Below are 22,495 nucleotides of genomic sequence, written 5' to 3'. Positions count from 1 at the left end.
CATCGTGTCGGCCCGCTGATGGGGCTCATCGAGAGCGGCAAGTCGCCCAAGCCCCTGACGGCGCTCCTCAACATCTCCCGCAAGTACTCCCTCTGGGTGTACCAGTGGGGGCTGGCGTGCTGCGCCATCGAGATGGGTGCGGCCTTCGCCTCCCCCCGCTTCGACGTGATGCGCCTGGGCGTCATCCCCTTCCCGGCCTCGCCCCGCCAGGCCGACCTGGTCGTCATCTCCGGCACGGTCACCGACAAGATGGCTCCGGCCGTCCGGCGCCTGTACGAGCAGATGCCCGACCCCAAGTACGTGATCTCGATGGGCAGCTGCGCCAACTGCGGCGGCCCGTACTGGGACAGCTACTCGGTCACCAAGGGCGTCGACCAGATCATCCCCGTCGACGTCTACGTCCCCGGCTGCCCGCCCCGCCCCGAGGCCCTGCTCGAGGGCATCGTCCTCCTGCAGGAGCGGATCCGCACCGAGGATCCCGCCGAGCGCTGGAAGGGGGAACCGATCGTTGTCACCTGACACGGACACCTCCACCACCCCCGCCCCTGACGAGGCCCCGGCCGAGGACACCGTCCGCGACGAGGTGCTCGAGTCGATGCGCGACCGCCTGGTCGCCGAGCTGGGCGACGCCGTCCTCGACTCCGAGATCGGCGTGGGCCGGTCCCTGTGGGTCCGGGTCACGGCCGAGGCCTGGCGCACCGCCGGCCAGGTCGCTCGCGACCACCTGGGCTGTCGCTGGTTCGACTTCCTGTCGGCCATCGACTGGCTCCCCTCGCCCTACGGCCGCTACGAGGACGACGGCATGTCGCCCCCCAAGGAGGTCGACCCCACCATCGTGACGGGCGTCGCCGGTGGCGACACCCGCTTCCAGGTGTTCGCCCGGGTCGTCGACCTCTCCGACGGCAGCGGCCTGATCCTCAAGGCTGACGTGCCCGAGGACCTCACCGTGCCGAGCTGGGTGCCCGTCTACGACGGCGCCGACTGGCACGAGCGGGAGACGTGGGAGATGTTCGGCATCACCTTCGACGGCCACCCCGGCCTCCGGCACATCTACCTGCCGGGCGACTTCGAGGGGAACCCGCTCCGCAAGGACTTCCCCCTGATCGCCCGCATCGTCAAGCCGTGGCCCGGGATCATCGACGTCGAGCCCATGCCGGCCGAAGACGAGGGGGCCGCCGACGGCGACGCCCCCGCCGAGACCACCGAGGGAGGTGCCGAGTGACCGCAGCCCTCGACCGCGAGCAGGCCCGCTACGTGGCCGCCCAGGCCGCCGACGCCCGCATCAACTTCGAGATCGAGACCGAGGGCATGACCCTCAACCTCGGCCCCCAGCACCCCGCCACCCACGGGACGCTGCGCGTCGTGGCCAAGCTCGACGCCGAGCAGGTCATCTCGGCCGAGCCCATCGCCGGCTACATGCACCGGGGCTACGAGAAGCTCTCCGAGGTCCGGACCTACCCCCAGGTCACGACGCTCGTGAACCGCATCGACTGGCTGGGCAGCTTCGCCAACGAGGTGCCCTTCATCCTGGCCGCCGAGCGGCTGATGGACGTCGAGGCCCCGCCCCGGGCCCAGTGGATCCGCACCGCCCTGTTCGAGATGAGCCGCATCGCCAACCTGGTGCTGTTCGCCGGCGACACCGCCCTCCAGCTCGGCGGCCAGACGGCGGCGTTCTACGGCTTCCGCGACCGCGAGTACGTCCTCAACCAGATCGAGGCCGTCACCGGCGGACGCTTCCACCCGAACTTCGACCGCATCGGCGGGCTGAAGGACGACCTGCCCAAGGGCTGGATCGCCGACACCAAGCTGGCCATGGAGAAGGTCCGGGGCTTCTGCGACGAGATCGACGAGCTCGTCACGGGGAACGAGATCTTCCAGGCCCGCACCCGGGGCATCGGGGTCATCCCCGGCGACGTGGCCATGAGCTACGGGCTGTCGGGCGCCAACCTGCGCGGCTCCGGCGTCGACTTCGACCTGCGCCGGGACGCCCCCAGCGGGATGGTCCACCCCGAGCTCGACTGGACGGTGCACACCCACCCCGACGGCGACTGCTTCAGCCGCTGGTGGATCCGGATCCAGGAGATCCGCGAGGCGTCGCTCATGGTCGACCAGTGCCTCGACGGGCTCCCCAGCGGGCCGATCATGGCCAAGGTCCCCCGCATCATCAAGGTCCCCGCGGGCGAGGCCTACGTCCAGACCGAGAACCCGCTCGGCGCCATGGGCTACTACGTGGTCAGCAAGGGCGACCTCGGGCCGTTCCGGCTCAAGATCCGCTCGGCCAGCTTCAACAACGTCTCGATCCTGCCGTGGGTCCTCCGCGGCGTCTACGTCCCCGACATCGTGAGCATCCTGGCGTCGCTCTACTTCATCCTCGGGGACATCGACCGGTGAGCGGCACGATCCTGGCCCTGGAGCTGTCGTACTGGCAGCAGTCGGTCCTCCGGTCGGTGGCCGTGCTGGCCGCCGTCCTGCTGCCGGCCGGCACGTTCGTCTACCTCTTCCTGTTCAAGATGATGAGCTTCATGCAGAGCCGTCTCGGCCCCAACGAGGCCGGGCCCTACGGCTCGCTGCAGCTGCTCGCCGAGGTCGGCAAGTTCCTCCAGAAGGAGGACATCGTCCCGGCCAAGGCCGACCGCAAGCTGTTCTTCATCGCCCCCTACATCGTGGTGGCGTCGGTGCTGCTGGTGTACGTGGCCATCCCGTTCGGGCCCGACGCCTTCTTCGCCGACCTCGACACCGGGATCTTCTACATCCTCGCCGTGTCGTCGATCTCGATCATCGGTGTCCTCGTGGCCGGCTGGGCCTCGGCCAACAAGTACTCGCTGATGGGTGGCCTGCGCGCCGCCGGCCAGCTGATCGCCTACGAGCTGCCCATGGTGCTCGCCGTCATCGGCGTCTGCATCCAGGCCGGCAGCCTCAACATGTTCGACATCATCCGAGCCCAGGCCGAGGGGGAGATCTTCGGCTTCGGGGCGCTCGGGAACCCGTTCATCCTCACCCAGCTCGTCGGGTTCGCCATCTTCATGGTGGCCACCCAGGCCGAGCTCACCCAGCCCCCGTTCGACATGCCCGTCGCCGAGTCCGAGCTCGTCACCGGCTACATGACCGAGTACTCGGGGCTGCGCTTCCTGCTGTTCTTCATCGGCGAGTTCGCCTCGGCCGGCGCCTTCGCGATCATCGCCTCCACCTTGTTCCTCGGCGGGTACTACCTGCCCGGGCTGGACATGGACGCCAACTACATGAACATCGTCGGACCCCTGGTGGTGCTGGGGAAGATGATGGTCGTCGGCTTCCTGATCTTCTGGGCCCGGTTCACCTACCCCCGTTTCCGCGAGGACCAGCTCCAGAGCTTCGCCTGGACGGTCCTCATCCCCATCGCCCTGGTGAACATCTTCGCCACCATGGTGCTGAAGGTGGTGTTCTGATGCCCCGACCCAAGGGTCCCAAGCTCCCCGGCATGCTGATCGGGCTCAAGGTCACCATGACCGAGCTCATGCGGACCATGTTCCCGCACAAGGGCATGAAGAAGCTGATCCCCGCGCCCACCGCCGGCTCGGTCACGGTGCAGTACCCGCGCGAGAAGGAAGACCCGGCGCCCCGGGCCCGGGGCGTCATCGCCCTCCACGAGGGCAACTGCACCGCCTGCATGCTCTGCGCCCGCAGCTGCCCCGACTGGTGCATCTACATCGAGGGCCACAAGGAGAAGGCGCCGCCGCGCCGCCCCGGCGGCAAGCCCCGCCAGGTCAACGCCCTCGACCGCTTCGACATCGACTACTCGCTCTGCATGTACTGCGGCATCTGCGTCGAGGTCTGCCCCTTCGAGGCCCTCTTCTGGACGCCCGAGTACGAGTACTCCGAGCCCCGCATCGCCGACCTGCTCCACGACAAGACCCGCCTGGGCGAGTGGATGGAGACGGTCCCGGCCTTCGAGGCCTACGAGGCCGGGTCCGAGATGAAGGTCAAGAAGGTCCCGCCGACGTGAGCCTGCTCGCCTCGACGATGGCGCTCCCGGGCGTCGACGACCCGATCAACGTCAGCCAGACGGTCGCCTTCGGGCTCATCGCCGTCATGATGGTGTTCGGCGCGATCCGCGTCGTCACCACCCGGAACGTCGTCCACGCCGCCATGTGGCTGGTCCTGGTCCTCGCCGGCGCCGCCGCCCAGTACATCCTCCTGGCCGCCGAGTTCGTGGCCGTCACCCAGGTGATGGTCTACATCGGCGCCGTCGTCGTCCTGTTCCTGTTCGGCGTGATGCTGACCCGGGCCAAGCTGGGCCAGGAGGCCGACCTCACCCGCCGGTCGTGGTTCGGCGGCGCCTTCGTCGCCGTCGTCCTCTTCGGCCTGCTCTCGTTCAGCCTGGTCGACACCTTCGAGGACGCCAAGGTCCTCGAGGACCGCCAGATGGGCTACCCCACGGCCGCCGCCCTCGAGACCACCGACGACGGGGACGTGGCCGTCGTCGACCCCGACGCCCGCCTGTCGAACACCCAGGCCGTGTCGGACAGCATCTTCTCCCGGTACCTGGTCCAGTTCGAGATCATCTCGGTCCTGCTCACCGCCGCCCTCGTGGGCGCCATCGTGATCGCCCGGAAGGACTGACCGTGCTGCTCAACCAGTTCCTCCTGCTCGGCGCAGCCCTGTTCGCCATCGGCGTCTACGGCGTGATCGCCCGCCGCAACGGCGTCGCCGTCCTCATGTCGATCGAGCTGATCCTCAACGCCGTGAACATCAACCTCATCGCCTTCTCGGCCATGCACGGCGACCTGTCGGGCCAGGTGTTCGCCCTGTTCGTGATCGCCGTCGCCGCCGCCGAGGTCGGCGTCGGTCTGGCCATCGTCCTGGCCATCTACCGCAACCGTCGCAGCGTCGACCTCGACGAGCTCGACCTGATGCGCGGGTGATGGAGATCTCATGCTGACCCACGCCTTCATCATCCCGCTGATCATGGCGGTGTCGTTCGTGGCCATCTTGGCCGTGGGCAAGCGCCTGCCCCGGGGCGGGGCCGAGATCGGCATCGCCGCCATCTCCATCTGCTTCGTCCTCGCCATCGCCACCGGCGTGGGCTGGGTCCAGCGGGTCAACCACCCGCCCGAGGCCGAGCACGCGACCGAGGAGGCCGTCGACCCCGATGACGAGATCGCCTACGCCCTGACCACGGCCGAGGAGCCGACCGGTCACGGTGAGGAGGCCGGCGCGACCGAGGAGGGCGCGGCCGAGGGGGGCGCGACCGAGGAGGGTGCGGCCGAGGAGGGTGCGGCGGAAGAGGAGTCTCACGAGTACCCGCCCGTCGTCCGGAAGATCAGCTGGCTGCAGACCGGCGGCTTCGACATCAAGGTCGGCACGCTGGTCGACGGGCTCAGCGTGCTGATGCTGCTGGTCGTCACCCTCGTGTCGGGGCTGGTCCACGTGTACTCGAGCGACTACGTCGCCGGCGACCGCCGCTTCACCCACTACTACGCCTTCCTCAGCCTGTTCACCGCCTCGATGCTGATGTTCGTGCTCAGCCAGAACGTCCTGCAGATGATCGTGGGGTGGGAGCTGGTCGGCCTCTGCTCGTTCGCGCTGATCGGGCACTGGTGGGAGGAGAAGCCCAACTCCGACGCCGCCCTCAAGGCCTTCCTCACCAACCGGGTCGGCGACGTCGGCCTGCTGGTGGGGATGATCATCCTGTACTTCGCCGCGGGCGACAGCTCCCGGGGCCTGATCGGCAGCTTCGACATCCTCCGCATCACCACCATGGCCAACACGGGCCAGATCGACCACCTCGTGCTGCTGGTCGCCTCGCTCTGCCTCATCGCCGCGGTGATGTCGAAGTCGGGCCAGTTCATCCTCCACACCTGGCTGCCCGACGCCATGGCCGGCCCCACACCGGTGTCGGCGCTCATCCACGCTGCCACCATGGTCGTGGCCGGCATCTACATGGTCGCCCGCCTGTACCCGGTGTTCTGGCACGGCCTCTCGATCGGCTCGGCCAACATCAACGCGCTGGCCGTGGTGGGCACCATCACCTTGTTCCTCGGGGCGCTGCTGGCGTTCGTCCAGAGCGACATCAAGAAGGTGCTGGCCTACTCCACCGTCTCCCAGCTCGGCTTCATGGTGATGGCCCTGGGCGTCGGCGCCTGGACGGCGGCGATCTTCCACCTCTTCACCCATGCCATGTTCAAGGCGTGCCTCTTCCTCGGCGCAGGCTCGATGAGCCACGCCAACCACCACAGCTTCGACATGAAGAAGGACTACGGCGGGCTGCGCAAGCACATGCCGTGGACGTTCAGGACGTTCGTGATCGGCACCGCCGCGCTGGCCGGGCTGTTCCCGCTGGCCGGCTTCTGGTCGAAGGACGAGATCCTCGCCGGTGCCGGGCAGCTCGGGGGCAAGGGGGGTTACCAGCTGATGCTGGTGGTCGGCACCCTGGGCGCCATGTGCACGGCGGCCTACATGACCCGGGCCATCTACTACTGCTTCTTCGGCGAGCCCCGGGGTGCAGCGAAGGAGCACACGCCGCACGAGTCGGGGCCTCGCATCGTCATCCCGCTGGTGATCCTCGCCGGCCTCGCCATCGTCGCCGGCTTCGCCAACATCCCCGACACAGGTCTGTTCTCGGGCCTGCCCGAAGGCGTCACGCTCCGGTTCGAGCACTACGTCGAGCCACGGGTGGCCTGGTTCCCGTACGCGGACCAGACCGTCGGCGACGTCCTCGAGCACCCAGAGTTCTCCCTGCAGATCGCCCTGACCTCCACGCTGCTCGCCCTGCTCGCCGCCGGCCTCGTCTACCTCTGGTACTGGAAGGGCGCCGGGCCGCACGGGATCACGCAGCGCAACAAGGCGGCGCGCGCCGGCTACCGCCTGCTCGAGCAGAAGTACTACCTCGACGCCCTCTACACCGGCGCCATCGCCGGGGGCGTCAAGGGCCCGATCGCCCGGGGCGCCAACTGGGTGAACCAGAACATCATCGACGGCGTCGTCAACGTGGTCGGGACGTCCGCCACCGCCGCCGGCCGCTGGATCTACAAGAACGTCGACCAGGGCGGCATCGACCTGTTCGTCAAGGGATCGGGCGCCGGCGCCGAGGGCACGGGCCAGCTGCTCCGCAAGGGACAGACCGGCAAGGTCCAGACCTACGGCGCCTACCTGTTCGGCGCGGCCACCGTCCTGGCCGCCGTGTTCGTCGTCATCGCCAGCACGAGCTGACAGAGGAGACATCGTGGAAGACCTGCTCGACGGTTGGGGGCTCAGCCTCGCCGCCTTCCTCCCCCTCGTGGGAGCGCTGGTGGTGATGGCCATCCCCAAGGCCGAGGAGACCTTGATCAAGGTGGTGGCCCTCGCCACCAGCCTGGCCGTGTTCGCGGTCGGGGTCGCGGTGGCCGCCTCCTTCGACTACGACGACACCAAGTCGCTCCAGTACGTCGTGGACCACCCCTGGATCGACGTCATCAGCAGCCGGTTCATCGTCGGCGTCGACGGCATGGCGCTACCGCTGCTGCTGCTGACGGTGTTCATCGTCCCGCTGGTGATCATCTACTCCTGGAACCACTTCCCTGCGCCCCACAACCCCAAGGCCTTCCTGGCCCTGATCCTGATCCTCGAGACCGGGATGGTGGGCAGCTTCATCGCCCAGGACCTCATCCTCTTCTTCGTCTTCTTCGAGGTCGTCCTGCTCCCGATGTACTTCATGATCGGTGTCTGGGGCGGCGAGGACCGCCAGTACGCCTCGATCAAGTTCTTCCTGTACACGCTGTTCGGCTCGGCCCTGATGCTGGTGGCGTTCCTCTCGCTCTACTTCCTGGCCACCGACGCCCAGGGCGACGCCCTGAACACCTTCGACATGCGGGCCCTCACCGAGTGGGGAGGGGCCGGCCTGGCGTCGACCACCGCCGTGCTCATCTTCGGCGGCATGTTCATGGGCTTCGGCATCAAGGTGCCGATGTTCCCGTTCCACACCTGGCTGCCCGACGCCCACACCCAGGCACCGACCCAGGGCTCGGTGCTCCTGGCCGCCGTGCTCCTGAAGCTCGGCACCTACGGCTTCATCCGCATCGCCATCCCGATCCTGCCCGAGGCGGCCCAGGACTGGGCCCCGTGGATCGGCGGGCTCGCGGTGATCGGGATCATCTACGGCGCCCTCGGGTGCCTGGCCCAGACCGACATGAAGCGGCTCATCGCCTTCTCCTCGGTGGCCCACATGGGCTACGTGATGCTCGGCATCTCGACCCTCACGGACTTCGGCATCAACGCCGCCATCTTCGGCATGGTCGCCCACGGCCTGATCACCGGGATGCTCTTCTTCATCGCCGGCTCGGTGAAGGAGCGCTACCACACGCTCGAGATCAAGCGGCTCGGCGGGCTCCTCCTCCAGGCCCCGCGGATGGGCTGGCTCCTCGGCTTCAGCGTCATGGCGTCGCTGGGACTGCCCGGCCTGGCCGGGTTCTGGGGCGAGTTCCCGGCGATCCTCTCGGCCTACAACCCGGGCGGCGGCTCGTCCGAGGAGCTGTTCCGGGTCTACATGGTCATCGCCGCCATCGGCACGGTCCTCGCCGCCGGCTACCTGCTCTGGCTGCTCCAGCGGGTCGCCTTCGGGACGCCCAAGGAGGAGTTCGCCGAGGAGCACGTCCACGACATGCACCTGACGGACTACATCGCCTGGGCCCCGATGATCGTGCTCATCGTCGTGCTCGGCGTGTACCCGAACCTGCTCTTCAAGGTCACCGACGGCGCCGTCGTGCAGTCGCTGACGGCCATCGGGAACTAGGGACCCGTGCTCGCGTCGCTCCTCGCCTCCGCCTCGACGCTGCCGTTCGACGCGCCCGTCCTCGACTGGCACGCCCTCGCCCCCGAGCTGGTGCTGACGGCCACCTTCGTGGTCGTGCTGCTGGTCGACCTCTTCACCGAGCAGCACAACAAGTGGCTCACCTCGTCGCTCACCGGCATCGGGTTCCTCGGCTCGGCCATCCCCCTGCTGACCCTGGCCATCGACGGCAGCGACCGGGCCATGTTCGGCGGGGCCTACGTGGTCGACGACTTCGCCCTGGTGATGAAGGCCATCTTCATCCTCTCCGGCTACGTCACCGTCCTGCTCTCGACGAACTACATCGCCGAGGGCGACTACTGGGAGGGCGAGTACTACACCCTGCTCGCCAGCTCGGTGCTGGGCATGGCGATCATGGCGTCGGCCCGCGACCTGCTGACGATCTTCGTCGCCCTCGAGCTCCTCTCGATCCCGGCCTACCTGCTGGCGGGCTGGCGGAAGCGGACGCTCACCGGCAACGAGGCCGGCATGAAGTACTACCTGATGGGCGTGTTCGCCTCGGCGGTGATGCTCTACGGCATGTCGCTCGTCTACGGCGGCACCGGCACCACCCTGCTGGCCGGCATCGGGGCCCAGATCGGCGGCGCCTTCGGCGACACGCCCGTCGCCGCCCTCGGCATCGTGTTCGTCCTCGTCGGGTTCGGCTTCAAGGTCTCGGCCGTGCCGTTCCACAACTGGGCGCCCGACACCTACGAGGGCGCCCCCACGCCGATCACCGCGTTCCTCTCCGTCGCCTCGAAGGCCGCCGGCTTCGTCGCCCTGATGGAGCTGATCTTCGTGGCCTTCTACGGCCGGGACGACATCTACGGCCCGCTCATGTTCGTGCTCGCCACCGCCACCATGTTCGTGGGCAACCTGATCGCCCTGCGGCAGACCAACGTGGTCCGGCTGTTCGCCTACTCCTCGGTGGCGCAGGCCGGGTTCATCCTCGCCCCGCTGGCCATCGCCGGCGAGAGCGTCGAGGTCGGCCAGGACGCCATCCGCGCCGTCGTCGGCTACCTGCTCATCTACACGGTGATGAACCTGGGCGCCTTCGCCGTCATCATCGCCGTGGCCCGCAAGACCCGCAGCGCCGAGATCGGCACCTGGGGCGGGCTGTTCGAGTACGCACCCGGTCTGAGCGTCCTGATGGCGGTGTTCCTCTTCGCCCTGGCCGGCATCCCCCCGCTCGGCGGCTGGTTCGCCAAGTTCCAGGTCTTCCGGGCGGTGGTCGGGAGCGAGACCGCCGCCGGCTACGTCATGGGTGTGATCGTCGCCGTGAACTCGGTGATCGCGCTCTACTACTACGCCAACATCGCCAAGACGATGTTCTTCGACCCGAACCCCGACGGCGACGCCACCCCCATCCGGGTGCCCAGCGCCCTCGTGATCGCCCTCGGCGTGACCGCCATCGTCACCATCGTGTTCGGGTTCCTGCCCGGGACCGTCGGCCACTTCGGCGACGCCGCCACCGACCTTCTCGCCGTCGCCGGCTGATCCCGGGCATCCTCGGCCCGGCCGCCCCGTCGTGACGGGCTCCGGCTCGGTCGGGGCGACGTGCGAGGGTGACGCCGTGGCCGACCCTGCCTCGATCCCCGTCTCCCGCTTCGTCGAGCGGGCCCTCTACGCCGAGGGCTCCGGGTTCTACGACCGGGGTGGCCGGGCCGGGCGGCGGGGCGACTTCGTGACCAGCCCCGAGGTCGGTCCGCTCTTCGGGGCGGTCCTGGCCCGGGCCCTCGACGGCTGGTGGCACGACGCCGGACGCCCCGACCCCTTCGTCGTCCACGAGCACGGGGCCGGCCCCGGCACCCTGGCCCGCGGGGTCGTGCAGGCCGGGCCGGGTTGCGGCGCCGCCCTCCGGTGGGTGCTGGTCGAGCGGGCGGCGTCCCAGCGGCTCCTGCACCCCGACCACCTGCCCCACGTCGGGGCCGTGCCGGCGACCGGGTCGTGGGGCGCCGCCGGCGGGGGGCCGTGGGTGGCCAGCGCCGCCTCCCGCCCCTCGGGCCCCGCCCACGTCATCGTGGCCAACGAGCTGCTCGACAACCTGCCCTTCGACCTGGCCGAGCGGGGCGAGGAGGGCTGGCTCGAGGTCCGCCTCACGACCGAGGGGGACGAGGTCCTCGCCGCCCTCGATCCCGCCCGGGCCGCCCGGCTCGACCGGCTGGCCCCGAGGGCCGAGGTCGGGGCAAGGGCCCCGATCCAGGATGCCGCCGGCCGGTGGGTGGCGGACTCGGTGGACCAGATCGCTCCGGGGGGCCGGCTGGTCGTGCTCGACTACACCGCCTCCACCGCCGAGATGGCCGCCCGGCCCTGGGCGGAGTGGGTGCGCACGTACCGCGGCCACACCCGCGGCGGGGACCCCTGGGCCGACCCCGGCCACCAGGACGTCACCGTCGAGGTCGCCGTCGACCAGCTGGCCGACGCCGCCCGACCGCCCGACCGGGTCGCCACCCAGGCCGAGGCCCTCCGGGGGTGGGGGATCGAGGCCCTCGTCGAGGAGGGCCGGCGGGCCTGGGCCGAGCGGGCCGGGCCCGTCGACCTCGCCGCCCTGCGGCTGCGGAGCCGGGTGAGCGAAGCCGAGGCGCTGCTCGACCCGACCGGCCTGGGAGGCTTCACCGTGGCCGAGTGGCACGGCGCTCGCTGACCCGTCGGCGACCGGCCCGGATCCGGGAACCGCTCGGGCGGCGGCAGAGGCCGTCCATCGTCGATGACGACCGTTCGTGCTCCGCCCGGGAGAGGCCGCCGCCGTCCTGGGTAGGGTGACCGGCGGCACCCCGACCAGGCCTGGAGGCACCATGAGCGACGAGGCGAAGGACACCAGCGCGACGATCGAGGACTACCTCGCCGAGGACCGCACCTTCCCGCCGCCCGACGCCTTCAAGGTCGACGCCCTCGTCCGCGACGCCGAGTTCTACGACGAGGGGGAGGCCGACTTCGAGGGCTTCTGGGCCCGCCAGGCGGCCGACCTGGTCACCTGGCAGCGCGACTGGGACACCATCCTCGAGTGGGACCTGCCCTTCGCCAAGTGGTTCGTCGGCGGGCAGCTCAACGTGAGCGAGAACTGCCTCGACCGCCACGTCGCCGCCGGGATCGGTGACCGGGTGGCGTTCCACTGGGAGGGCGAGCCCGGCGACACCCGCACCATCACCTACGCCGACCTCCTCGCCGAGGTCCAGCGCTTCGCCAACGTGCTCAAGGGCCTCGGTGTCACCAAGGGCGACCGGGTCGCCATCTACATGCCGATGATCCCCGAGCTGCCCGTCGCCGTGCTGGCGTGCGCCCGCATCGGTGCCCCCCACTCGGTGGTGTTCGGCGGCTTCTCGGCCGACTCGCTCTCGGACCGCATCAACGACGCCGAGTGCAAGGTCGTCGTCACCGCCGACGGCGGCTGGCGGCGGGGCAAGCCCGGCCTCCTCAAGCCCACCGTCGACGTCGCCCTCGCCGACACGACGTCGGTCGAGGCCGTGGTCGTCGTCGACCGCATCGCCGCATCCGGAGGCGAGGTCGAGACGGCCATGACCGAGGGGCGCGACCACTGGTACCACGACCTCATGGCCGCGGCCGACGCCGAGTGCCCGGCCGAACCCATGGACAGCGAGGACCTGCTGTTCCTGCTGTACACCTCGGGCACCACGGGCAAGCCCAAGGGCATCATGCACACCTCGGGCGGCTACCTGACCCAGACCGCGTTCACCCACAAGTACGTCTTCGACCTCCACCCCGAGACCGACGTGTACTGGTGCACCGCCGACATCGGCTGGGTCACCGGCCACAGCTACATCGTCTACGGACCCCTGGCCAACGGGGCCACCTCGGTCATGTACGAGGGCACGCCCGACACGCCCGGCCGGGACCGGTTCTGGGCCATCGTCGAGAAGTACGGGGTGACGATCCTCTACACCGCGCCGACGGCGATCCGCACCTTCATGAAGTGGGGCACCGAGGAGCCCGAGAAGCACGACCTGTCGTCGCTGCGGGTGCTGGGGTCGGTCGGTGAGCCCATCAACCCCGAGGCGTGGGTCTGGTACCACCTCAACATCGGCGGCGAGCGCTGCCCGATCGTCGACACCTGGTGGCAGACCGAGACCGGCGCCATCATGATCTCGCCCCTCCCGGGCGCCACCACCACCAAGCCCGGCTCGGCCACCTTCCCCCTGCCGGGCATCGGCGCCGAGCTGGTCGACAACGACGGTGAGGTCGTGCCCAAGGGCGGTGGCTACCTCACCCTCACCCGCCCGTGGCCGTCGATGCTGCGGGGCATCTACGGCGATCCGCAGCGCTACCAGGACACGTACTGGAGCCGCTTCGAGGGCCGCTACTTCGCCGGAGACGGCGCCAAGATCGACGACGACGGCTACCTCTGGGTGCTCGGCCGGGTCGACGACGTCATGAACGTCTCCGGCCACCGGATCTCCACCACCGAGGTCGAGTCCGCCCTCGTCGACAACGCCAAGGTGGCCGAGGCGGCCGTCGTCGGCGCCAAGGACGACACCACCGGCCAGGCCATCGTCGCCTTCGTGACCCTGCGGGGCAGCACCGAGCCGTCCGACGAGGTGGGGGCCGAGCTCCGCGAGCACGTGGCCGACAAGATCGGCAAGATCGGCCGGCCCAAGACGATCATCTTCACCGACGACCTGCCCAAGACCCGCTCGGGCAAGATCATGCGCCGGTTGCTGCGCGACGTGGCCGAGGGGCGGGAGCTGGGCGACACCACGACCCTCGCCGACCCCGGCGTGGTCGACGAGATCCGCGACCGGGCCGCGGCCGGGGCCGCCGCCGACGACTGATGGGCGTCGCGGGAGCGCAACCTCCCCCTGATCTGATCTTTCGGTCCCGGTCCTAGCCTCGGGATCAGGTGGCGCCCCGCCCGGGGGAGCCCCTGGAGGCTCAGGAGCCGATGCGCAACACCCTCAAGACCACCGTCCTGCTCGCCGGTCTCGGCGGGCTCATGGTCCTCATCGGATCGTTCTTCGGCACGACCGGGGCGGTGATCGGTCTGGTCGTCGGGCTGGCGTTCGTGGGCGGCTCCTACTGGTTCAGCGACACGATCGCCATCCGGGCGGCGCGGGCCCGCGAGGTCACCGAGGCCGAGATGCCCGAGTACTTCGCCATCGTGCGGGACCTCGCGGCCCGGGCGGACATGCCGATGCCCCGGCTCTACGTCAGCCCCGAGGCCCAGCCCAACGCCTTCGCCACCGGCCGCAACCCGGAGCACGCCGCCGTCGCCGTCACCGAGGGGATCCTCCAGGTGCTCACGTGGGACGAGCTGCGGGGCGTCCTGGCCCACGAGATCAGCCACGTCGGCAACCGCGACATCCTCATCTCCTCGGTCGCCGCCGCGGTGGCCATGGGCATCACCTTCTCGGCCCGCATGGTGATGTGGGGCGCCATGCTCGGCGGCGGGGGAGGTGGCGACCGCGACCGCGACGGGGGCATCTTCGGCCTGCTGGCCATGGCCCTCCTCGCCCCGCTGGCGGCGGCCGTCCTCCAGATGGCGCTGTCCCGCAGCCGGGAGTTCGAGGCCGACCGCTCGGGTGCGGCGCTGCTCGGCGACGGCGAGGGCCTGGCCCGGGCCCTCCAGAAGATCGACGCCTACGCCCATCAGGTGCCGATGCAGATCGACCAGGCCCACGCCCAGGCCTACATCATCAACCCGCTGAGCGGCCGCCGGGTCCAGTTCGCCAGCCTGTTCCGCACCCACCCGCCCACCGAGGAGCGCGTCGCCCGCCTCCGCGCCGGCGCCTGGCGCTGACCGTTCTGTCGCGCTGAGCGCTCATCGGTGAGCGCTGGTCGCGACAGAACCGATCGGGGCGTGGGCCTGTCCCGTTCTGTCGCGCTGAGCGCTCGTGGGTGAGCGCTGGGCGCGACAGAACCGATCGGGGCTTGGACTCGAGGACGATCGGGTAAGCCCGCACCGACGCCCCGGGACCCCTTGGCGGATCGGCCTCATGGCCCGCGCCACGGGCGGCGCCGCCGCCCCCGACCGGGGAGCGAACGTGGACCCAGAGCGAGAGGCGGCCGTCGCCGCCATCGCCGCAGGACAGGACGGTCTGGTGACGCGGGCCCAGCTGCTCGATGCGGGCGTCAGCGGTGCGACGGTGCGCCGCCGGACGGCGACCGGCCTGCTCGTACCGGTCGGGGCGCGGACCTATCGCCTCCCGTCGGCCCCACCGACGGACCGGCAGATCGTGCGGGCGGCATGCCTCGACCGCGACGCGGTCGCGTCGCAGCGGACGAGCACATGGCTGCACGGGTACATGCCGCTCGGTGGCGTCATCGAGGTGACGGTGCTGAAGGGGCGGTCGACGACCCTGGCGGCAGCCGATCGCCGGACGCTCATCGTGCACGCCTCGACCAACCTGCCGCCCGAGGACATCGTCGTCGTCGATGGCATCAGGACCATGAGCCTCGCCCGGACGCTGATGTCGCTCGGCGCGCTGGTCCCGCACGTGCTCACCGAGGAGCAGCTGATCGATGTCGTGAGCGCCGCGCTGGAGACAGGTGGCGCCTCCCTGCCGTGGCTGCGCTGGGTCCTGGCCGAGCGTCGGTGCCGCGGGCGGGACGGCGTGGCGGCCTTCGAGCGGGCGCTCGACGCTCGGACCAGGATGGGCCCGACGGAGAGCTGGCTCGAACGGCGCCTCCTGCGGCTGGTCGATGCGGCGGGCCTGCCACGACCTGCCCTCCAGCGGCGCATCGCCCGCTCCGCGGGCGGCCCGGCCCGGGTCGACTTCCTCTACGAGGCCGAACGGCTCGTCATCGAGGCGCTCGGCTACGCCTTCCACCGCACTCCGGACCAGCTGACGGCCGACACCATGCGGGCCAACGAGCTCCAGGTCGCGGGCTACCGGGTCCTGCAGGTCACGTCTCGAGCGATGGACCAGGAGCCGCAGCGGATCTGCCGGCTCATCGGCGAGGCCCTGGCCGGTCGGGGGACCCTTCTGTCGCGCCAGGCGGTCGCCGATGAGCGCTCAGCGCGACAGAACGGGTCGGGCCGGGACGGGCGGAGGTGGGCCGGGCCGAGGTCCACCGGCGCCTCGGCGTCAGTCGCGGAAGTTGCCGAAGCTGAGGGGCACGCCGAAGTCGCCCTCCTTCAGCGCCGAGATGACGGCCTGGAGGTCGTCGCGCTTCTTGCCGGTGACCCGCAGCTCGTCGCCCTGGGCCTGGGACTGGATGCCCTTAAGACCCAGGCCCTTGATGAACTTGTTCAGCTCCCGGGCCTTGTCGGACGAGATCCCGGCGGCGAGCGTCGCCGTCTGGCGCACGGCGCCACCCGACGCCGCCTCCTCGTCGCCGTAGTCGAGGCCCTTCAGCGAGACCTTGCGCTTGACCAGCTTCTCCTCGAGGACCTGGCGGAGGGCCCGCAGCCGGTCCTCGCTCGAGGAGTGGAGCTTGATCTCGTTCTCGCCCAGCTCGATGGTCGACCCGGTGCCCTTGAAGTCGTACCGGTTGGCGATCTCGCGGGCGGCCTGGTCGACCGCGTTGCGGACCTCTTGCTGGTCGAGCGTGGAGGAGACGTCGAAGCTCGGCATGAGGGGAAAGGTACCCGCGGGAGCCCGTCGCGCTCACGTGGCGAGCCGGCTGGCTCCACCCCCGGGGGCCACGACTATCCTGCGATCTCCACCCCATGGGTCGGTGCCCGAGTGGCCAAAGGGAGCAGACTGTAAATCTGCCGGCACAGCCTTCGGAGGTTCAAATCCTCCCCGGCCCACCATCGCAGGGTCGACCCGCTCTGATCAGAGCGGGTCGACCAGGCCCATCCGGGCCAGCCAGCTCCCGATCTCGGGGGTGACGTTGCGGCCCGTCGCCGCCGCCGGGGCGCCCGGTGCCCGGGCGATCTTGTCGTTGACCCGCTCGATCGCCTTGCGGGTCGAGTCCCGGCTGCGTCCGAGCCGCCGGGCGGCCTCGTCGTGGGTGCGGGGGGCCAGGACGGCGGGGCGGGGGAGCAGGGCGAAGTCGGAGTAGTACGCCAGCAGGACGTCGCGCTCGAGGGCGGTGAGGGCGACGGCGACGATGTCGTCGAGGCTCATCGTCGGATCGGGGTCCTCGCTCGCCGGGGGTGCGTCGGCACCGGTGCCCGGGCCGGCGTGGTCGTCGGTCGTCGCCACCACGACGGTGCGGTGGTCCGGTGGGCCGAACGCCAGGGCCCACCGGTGACGAACAGGGACCCAGGGGCGCCCGGGCTCGAGCGGGACCTCCTCGTAGCCCGGCTCGTAGACGTGGAGCAGGCCCGTCCGGGAGCTGACGTTCCGGGTGGCCCACCGGGTGCCGTCCCACCGGAGCTCGGCGTGCTCCGACGAGACGGTCCACCGGTCGCCGATGCGCTGGTGCCCGACCCGGACGTCGGCGGAGCGGCTCCGACCGACCCGGGCCACCTCCTCGCGGGCGAAGGTCGCCGTCCACGGCGCCGGGTCGACGCGGAGGTGCAGCGTCACCGGACGACCACGACCGTCACGTTGTCGGCCGTGCCCCGCGCCAGGGCGAGGGCGACCAGGTCCTCGGCCGCGCTCCGGGCGTCGGCGGCGCCGGCGACGACGGGCACGGCGGCCGCCGGCTCGGCCACGTCGGAGAGCCCGTCGGAGGCCAGCACCAGCGCCTCACCTGGTGCCACGGCGACGGTGAAGAGCTCCGGGTCGACGGCAGGGGCGATCCCGATGGCCCGGGTGATGACGTGGCGGCCGCGGTGGCCCGCCGCCTCCTCGGGCCGGAGGACGCCGGTGCGCACCAGGTCGCCGACGAGGTTGTGGTCCCACGTGATGGACCGGGCCGTCTCCGGCCCGACCGACCAGGCGGGGGAGTCGCCGACCTGGACCACCACCCAGCGCCGCCGGTCCGCCAGAGCCACCGCCGCGGTCAGGGTGGTGGCCATGTCCGCCTGCCCGGGGGCCTGGGCCCGCCCGGTGAGCACGGCGGCGTTGGCGACGCTCGCCGCCTCGGTCAGGACCGCGCGTGCGCCGGCCTCGTCGAGACGGTCGAGGTCGGTGGCGGTGAGCACGGCCCGCACCGCGTCGAGCGCGGTGGCCGCGGCGGCGGCCCCACCGGCGTGGCCCCCGACGCCGTCGCACACCGCCGCCCAGCCCGGCCCGGCGGCCCAGCGATCCTGGTTCTCGTCCCGGCGGCCCGCGTCGGTGGCGCCGCCGACCTCGGGCGGCGCGCTGGTGGTCCGTCGTCGGCGCCGGAGGATCCTCACGACCCCAGCGTCCCCCCGCCCCGGTCGGTCCGCCAGGGCCACCTCTGGCCCCCGGGCGGGATCAGGCCCCGGCCAGCTCCGGGGTCAGCCGGTCGACGAACTCGGCCACGTCGCCGACCAGGTCGTGGCGGGCGATGGCGAACCCGCCGATGACGTCGGCCCCCTTGGCGGCGACCTCGGCGACCAGCTTGTCGAGCGTGTGGCCGGGGTCGACGGCGTAGGTGCAGTAGACGACGGCCTTCTTGCCGGCGAGCGAGGGCAGGTTGCGCAGCTTCTTCTTGCCGGCGGGCTTCTGGCCCACGATCACGATGCCGTCGGTCCAGGTGCCCACGATGACCAGGTCGACGTCGGCGACGGTGGCCTCGTCGACCTCCGCGATGGGCACCGGCGTGGCCTCGACGCGCAGGGCCTTGAGCTCGCTGGCGATGCGGTGCGCGGCCTTCTCGGTGGTGCCGGTGAGGCTGTTGTAGATGATGACGGCCCGCATCCTGGCTCCTCGGTCGGTCCGGCGCGGTGCCCTGTCTAGCAAGGCCGGACCCTCGTGGTTGAAGTCGGGACCGAGAGGGTACGAGGTGCATCGTCGTGCACGCGCGTTCGAGCCGTGCTGCTTCCCGAGGACCCCGGTGACGCCCCAGATCAGCGCCAACCCCGACGAGCTCGACCGCTACGTGGAGGCCCTGACCCCGGCCGACCAGGACATCAACGATGCCCTCGCCGGGCTCCCGGCCCTGGTCGAGGGGTGGAACGCCACGCCGTCCGGCTTCGGCGGCCGGGTCGATGCCACCGCGGTGGAGGCGATCGACGGCGCCGTCGACGAGCTGTCCTACCTCGACCTGTGGGTGGGGCGGATCGCCGACGCCTTCCGGGCCACCGAGCGGATCTGCTCCACCGACGGCTGCCCGGCGGTGCTCTTCTCCAACGAGATGCAGCTCGACACGGCCGGCCCCCCGAGCCTGGCCGAGGCGGTCGACCAGGGGGAGTGGTCGCACCTGTTCGAGGTGGTGCGCGACGGGAGCGACGGTCAGACCCGGGTGATCCGGTTGCTCGTCGACGAGCGCCCCGAGGGGATGGGCGAGCTCGAGTGGCAGCTGCTGGTGGAGGAGCTGGGCATCGCCGGCACCGGTGGGCCCCTGCACATCGTCGCCCACGGTTGGACCACGTCGTCGGCGAGCGCGACCGGCGCCGGCGAGGCGACGGCGGACCTCTACGACCAACAGGGGGTGGAGGGGGCGACGGTGCTCGTCATCGACTGGGACGAGGGTGACAGCGTCGGGGCCTCGCCGGGCTCGTGGGGCAACTTCGGCGCCGCCGAGGACTCGGCCATGGCCACGGGCGACACGCTCGCCCCGCTGTTCACGGCCATCGCCGCCGCCGACCCCGACGGGCACGTGGCCATCACCGCCCACAGCCTCGGCAACCACGTCGTGACCCGGGCGCTCTCCCAGATGGAGGACCCGACGGGCCGGTTCTCCGTCGACTACACGATGGTCCAGCCGGCGATCCCGGCGTCGGCCCCCACCGGGGACACCGACCACTACGGCGCCCTCGTCGGCCCCCGGGTGCGCGACCTCACCATCACCATCAACAACGGCGACGACGCCCTGTTCTGGTACGAGCTCCAGGGGCCCGAGGCGCTCGGCGACGAGGCCTCCGACGGCGACGGGCTCAGCACCCTCGTCGAGTGGCGCCGCCAGGCCGGGCTCGACACCACCGTCGTCGACCACGACAGCGCAGCCGGCGACGGCCACCTCGGACTGACCCCCGACCACGGCCAGGGCCTGGTGCGCTCGCTCACCCAGGAGGCGATCGACCGCGTCGGCGGCGGGTCGTCACCGCAGACCGACGTGCGCGAGTGGCTGTTCTCCACCTACGACCACCGCACCGCCAGCCGGGTGATCGACCATCCCGCCGTCGAGGCCTACCTCGACGAGCAGCAGGCCGCCGGCGAACCACCGACGGTGGCGGACCTGGAGGCCATCCTCGAGGCCGAGGTGCTCGGCCCCGAGCCCCGACCGATGCCGCTCCCCGAACCGGTCCCGACCCCGACCGAGCCGCCCGAGCCGTCCCCCGGCCCGACGCCGGAGCCCACCCCGGCACCGACCGTGCCCGTCCCGACCCCCACCCCGACGGGCTGAGGAGGCGTCATGGGATGGAGAGACGGGTGCGCCCCCCGGCCGCCGGTGGCGTCCGGGGCCAGCCCCGTGGAGTTCGACTTCGGCGCCGCCGACGCCGTGGGCCAGCGGCTCGACGGCCTGCGCGCCGCCATCACCGCCAACCTCGACGCCCGCTCATCCGGGCAGGCCCGCCTGGTGGACTGGGCCGGTGGGCACCGCCAGGCCTACGACGAGCACCGGGCGACGCAGGAGGCGGTCCTCACCGGCGCCGACGTCGCCGCCCAGATCGCCCGCCTCCGCGCCGCCTGGGACGACGCCGCCGCCGCCCAGGTGCGGGCCAACCGCCGCGCCGCCGAGATCCTCGCCGACGGCGGCCAGGTCCCCCGCTGAGGCCTACCCGGTCCGCGAGGTCGTCGGATCCCTGTGACCCGCGCGACGCCCGCTCAGAGAACTCGTTGCACCACGGTGACGTCGAGCCAGCGCCGGAACTTGCGGCCGACCTCGCGCTCGACCCCGACGACCTCGAACCCGCACCGCTGGTGCAGGGCGATCGAGCCCTCGTTGCCGCCGGCGATGCGACCGATGACGGTGTGGAAGCCCCGGAGCTCGGCCGCCTCGACCAGGGCCTCGAGCAGCGCCCGGCCGACACCGGCGCCCTGGTGCTGGGGCGCGACGTAGACGGAGTCCTCGACCGTGGTCGCGTAGGCGGGACGGGAACGGTAGGCCGACAGGGACCCGAAGCCCAGGACCTCGTCCCCCTCGACCGCGACGATGACGGCGTGGGCGCCCGACCGATCGGTCAGCCAACGGCGCTGGTCCTCGGCGCTGCGGGGGCGCAGGTCGAACGTGGCCGTCCCCTCGAGCACCTCGCGGTTGTAGATGGCCCTGATCCCCTCGCCGTCCTCGATCGTCGCCAGCCGCACGTCCATCGGCCGAGGATACGGACCGGGAGGCGCTGGTCACGCCCGGTTCCGCGTGGGGGCTACGCCACCCCGCTGGCCGCGACCGGCTGGGAGTCGGGGGTCGGCTCGAGCACCGAGAGCTCGCCGGTCAGGGCCTCGAGGCGGGCCCAGGAGGCGACCTCCTCGTCGGCGGTGAGCAGCACGACCTGGGGGTTGCCGGCCGAGCGGGACATCAGCTCGAGCAGCGACGGCTTCAGGCCGGGGTCGAGGTCGACGAAGGGCTCGTCGATCACGAGGGGGAAGGTCTCGCCCAGGTCCCCGAGGCTGCGGGCCCGGGCCATGCGGCCGAGGAGGGCGTGGGCCAGGTCGGCGGCCATCTCGTCCTCGTCGCCCGGGGCGCTCGACGACATGACGCCCAGGTTGCGGACGTCGGCGCGGAGGCGGGCGGCCACGGCGATCTCGGTGTGGTGCTCCATGGCCCAGTCGACGCTGACGTCGCCGGCGACCTCGAACCACCGGGCCGCGGCCAGGCGGTGGTCGGCGGCAGCGGCGAGGAGGCGGCGGCGGGCCTGGTCGCCCGAGACCAGGCCGTCGATGCGGGCGACGTGGAACCCGAGGTAGGACTCGGCCCCGGCGGCGTCGAGCGCCTCGCGCTCGGCCCGCTCGGCCCGGGCGGCGCGAGCCCGGTAGACGAAGGCGGCGCCGAGGGCCAGGCCGGTGATGGCGAGCAGGGGCAGGGCGAGCACGGGCTGGACCAGGGCCGCCAGCACGCAGCCGACCACGCCGGCGGCGGTGACGACGCGCGCCAGGCGGTTGGTCCGGTTGAGGGCCTCGAGGGCGGTCTCGAGCTGGGCGTGACGGCGCTCGATGCGATCGATGATCTCGGCGTCCTCGGGGGCGGTGCCGGCGGCGACCGACTCGGCCTGGAGGGCCTCGTCGGTGACGCGCACCCGGGCGGCGGCGGCCCACAGGGCGGTCTGGTCGACCTCGGCCAGCCGGTGCACGACGACGTCGCCCTGGGCCTGGGTGGTGAGGTCGGCCCGGGTGACCTTCAGGGCCCGACGGGCGCCGGTCATGTCGATGCCGTGGTGCGAGTAGAGGTCGACGCCTCCGTCGACGTCGCGGGGGGTGATGTCGCGGGACTGGTCGACGTCGACGAGCCGGGCCCGACCGTTGGTCGGGCGGAAGACGGCGAGGTGGCGCCCGTCGTCGGTGGTGAGCTCGACGTGGACTCCCGGTCGGCTGGGACCGAGGGCGCCCAGGAGCTCGCCGGCCAGGCTCTCGCGCTCGAGGTCGCCAAGGCCGGTGATGACGGTCAGCTTGGGGTGGAGGTCGAGGGCGATCGTGTGGCGTCCCGCCTCGATCACCATCCTGCTCATGCGCACCTTGCGCCTGTCGGCACCCCCACCTGCGACTTGAGCGCCCCGGCCCATGTCACGGAGGGCGCTCGGTCGACGACGCGGGGCTGCGCTCCAGCACGTTCGTTCATGGTGTTGCCTCCGGTGTCGGG

21 protein-coding genes, 1 tRNA gene and 1 pseudogene are annotated in these 22,495 nt (G+C 71.5%); 17 read left to right on the top strand and 6 right to left on the bottom strand.

Translation table 11 applies throughout. The features are described 5' to 3' along the window. The first annotated feature begins 18 nt into the window (after positions 1-18). From HC251_RS21880 to HC251_RS26440, 14 genes and pseudogenes are all read left to right on the top strand, one after another. Positions 19-519, top strand: a complete 501-nt coding sequence (locus tag HC251_RS21880) for an NADH-quinone oxidoreductase subunit B (RefSeq protein ID WP_219942730.1) — start codon at positions 19-21, stop codon at positions 517-519. Next, a complete protein-coding gene (locus HC251_RS21875) occupies positions 509-1,222 on the top strand; it encodes an NADH-quinone oxidoreductase subunit C (protein ID WP_219942729.1) in 714 nt (237 codons plus the stop codon). Before HC251_RS21880 ends, HC251_RS21875 begins: the two co-directional genes overlap by 11 nt. Beyond that, positions 1,219-2,391: an NADH-quinone oxidoreductase subunit D gene (locus HC251_RS21870; RefSeq protein WP_219942728.1), complete on the top strand. Its 1,173-nt coding sequence runs from the start codon at positions 1,219-1,221 to the stop codon at positions 2,389-2,391. Before HC251_RS21875 ends, HC251_RS21870 begins: the two co-directional genes overlap by 4 nt. Then, positions 2,388-3,425, top strand: a complete 1,038-nt coding sequence (locus HC251_RS21865) for a complex I subunit 1 family protein (RefSeq protein ID WP_219942727.1) — start codon at positions 2,388-2,390, stop codon at positions 3,423-3,425. Before HC251_RS21870 ends, HC251_RS21865 begins: the two co-directional genes overlap by 4 nt. Further along, positions 3,425-3,982, top strand: a complete 558-nt coding sequence (locus tag HC251_RS21860) for an NADH-quinone oxidoreductase subunit I (RefSeq protein ID WP_219942726.1) — start codon at positions 3,425-3,427, stop codon at positions 3,980-3,982. Before HC251_RS21865 ends, HC251_RS21860 begins: the two co-directional genes overlap by 1 nt. Then, entirely contained in the window at positions 3,979-4,599 is a 621-nt protein-coding gene (locus tag HC251_RS21855) for an NADH-quinone oxidoreductase subunit J (protein WP_219942725.1), read from the top strand. Before HC251_RS21860 ends, HC251_RS21855 begins: the two co-directional genes overlap by 4 nt. Then, the gene (gene nuoK, locus HC251_RS21850) at positions 4,596-4,901 is read left to right on the top strand and encodes an NADH-quinone oxidoreductase subunit NuoK (protein ID WP_370651317.1); all 306 of its coding nucleotides are present in this window, start codon (positions 4,596-4,598) and stop codon (positions 4,899-4,901) included. Before HC251_RS21855 ends, nuoK begins: the two co-directional genes overlap by 4 nt. Positions 4,902-4,911: 10 nt before the next feature. Continuing rightward, complete coding sequence (locus tag HC251_RS21845; RefSeq protein ID WP_219942721.1) at positions 4,912-7,188, top strand: NADH-quinone oxidoreductase subunit L; 2,277 nt, start codon at positions 4,912-4,914, stop codon at positions 7,186-7,188. Positions 7,189-7,201: 13 nt separating this feature from the next. Further along, entirely contained in the window at positions 7,202-8,746 is a 1,545-nt protein-coding gene (locus HC251_RS21840; protein ID WP_255566518.1) for a NuoM family protein, read from the top strand. Between the two features lie 6 nt (positions 8,747-8,752). Then, entirely contained in the window at positions 8,753-10,279 is a 1,527-nt protein-coding gene (locus HC251_RS21835; protein ID WP_219942720.1) for an NADH-quinone oxidoreductase subunit N, read from the top strand. A 76-nt stretch (positions 10,280-10,355) separates the two neighbouring features. Further along, positions 10,356-11,426, top strand: a complete 1,071-nt coding sequence (locus HC251_RS21830; protein WP_219942718.1) for an SAM-dependent methyltransferase — start codon at positions 10,356-10,358, stop codon at positions 11,424-11,426. 151 nt (positions 11,427-11,577) lie between these two features. After that, the gene (gene acs, locus HC251_RS21825) at positions 11,578-13,569 is read left to right on the top strand and encodes an acetate--CoA ligase (RefSeq protein WP_219942715.1); all 1,992 of its coding nucleotides are present in this window, start codon (positions 11,578-11,580) and stop codon (positions 13,567-13,569) included. Between the two features lie 110 nt (positions 13,570-13,679). Next, positions 13,680-14,534 (top strand): M48 family metalloprotease, encoded by an 855-nt coding sequence (locus HC251_RS21820; RefSeq protein WP_219942714.1) that lies wholly within the window; start codon positions 13,680-13,682, stop codon positions 14,532-14,534. Positions 14,535-14,730: 196 nt separating this feature from the next. Then, positions 14,731-15,687: pseudogene (locus tag HC251_RS26440) on the top strand (DUF559 domain-containing protein); the annotation flags it as partial. A gap of 135 nt (positions 15,688-15,822) precedes the next feature. Here the strand turns inward: HC251_RS26440 and HC251_RS21815 are convergent. Then, entirely contained in the window at positions 15,823-16,311 is a 489-nt protein-coding gene (locus HC251_RS21815) for a YajQ family cyclic di-GMP-binding protein (protein WP_219945770.1), read from the bottom strand. A gap of 97 nt (positions 16,312-16,408) precedes the next feature. On the opposite strand from HC251_RS21815, the gene HC251_RS21810 reads away from it, so the two are divergent. Continuing rightward, positions 16,409-16,493 (top strand) — tRNA-Tyr (locus tag HC251_RS21810). 22 nt (positions 16,494-16,515) lie between these two features. Here HC251_RS21810 and HC251_RS21805 read toward each other — a convergent pair. The 3 genes from HC251_RS21805 to HC251_RS21795 all read right to left on the bottom strand — a co-directional run bounded on the left by HC251_RS21805 (position 16,516) and on the right by HC251_RS21795 (position 18,456). Further along, the gene (locus HC251_RS21805; RefSeq protein ID WP_219942712.1) at positions 16,516-17,214 is read right to left on the bottom strand and encodes an FHA domain-containing protein; all 699 of its coding nucleotides are present in this window, start codon (positions 17,212-17,214) and stop codon (positions 16,516-16,518) included. Next, a complete protein-coding gene (locus HC251_RS21800; protein WP_219942711.1) occupies positions 17,211-17,969 on the bottom strand; it encodes a PP2C family serine/threonine-protein phosphatase in 759 nt (252 codons plus the stop codon). Before HC251_RS21800 ends, HC251_RS21805 begins: the two co-directional genes overlap by 4 nt. Before the next feature lie 61 nt (positions 17,970-18,030). Further along, positions 18,031-18,456, bottom strand: coding sequence for a flavodoxin family protein (locus HC251_RS21795; protein ID WP_219942709.1), 426 nt, complete (start codon positions 18,454-18,456; stop codon positions 18,031-18,033). Between the two features lie 136 nt (positions 18,457-18,592). Between HC251_RS21795 and HC251_RS21790 the strand changes: the two genes are divergently transcribed. Further along, complete coding sequence (locus HC251_RS21790; RefSeq protein WP_219942707.1) at positions 18,593-20,104, top strand: alpha/beta hydrolase; 1,512 nt, start codon at positions 18,593-18,595, stop codon at positions 20,102-20,104. A 9-nt stretch (positions 20,105-20,113) separates the two neighbouring features. After that, positions 20,114-20,473 (top strand): hypothetical protein, encoded by a 360-nt coding sequence (locus HC251_RS21785; RefSeq protein ID WP_219942704.1) that lies wholly within the window; start codon positions 20,114-20,116, stop codon positions 20,471-20,473. Between the two features lie 53 nt (positions 20,474-20,526). On the opposite strand, the gene HC251_RS21780 is transcribed toward HC251_RS21785, so the two are convergent. Together HC251_RS21780 and HC251_RS21775 are read right to left on the bottom strand one after the other, a co-directional pair. Continuing rightward, on the bottom strand, positions 20,527-21,012 hold the full coding sequence (locus HC251_RS21780) for a GNAT family N-acetyltransferase (protein ID WP_219942702.1): 486 nt from the start codon (positions 21,010-21,012) through the stop codon (positions 20,527-20,529). A gap of 53 nt (positions 21,013-21,065) precedes the next feature. Next, positions 21,066-22,364 carry a hypothetical protein gene (locus HC251_RS21775; RefSeq protein WP_219942700.1) on the bottom strand — a complete coding sequence of 433 codons (1,299 nt, stop codon included), beginning with the start codon at positions 22,362-22,364 and terminating at the stop codon, positions 21,066-21,068. Between the last annotated feature and the right edge of the window lie 131 nt (positions 22,365-22,495).

The organism is Iamia sp. SCSIO 61187, from assembly GCF_019443745.1.
Taxonomy (GTDB): Bacteria; Actinomycetota; Acidimicrobiia; order Acidimicrobiales; family Iamiaceae; genus Iamia.
This window is presented reverse-complemented; position numbering and strand designations above follow the sequence as displayed.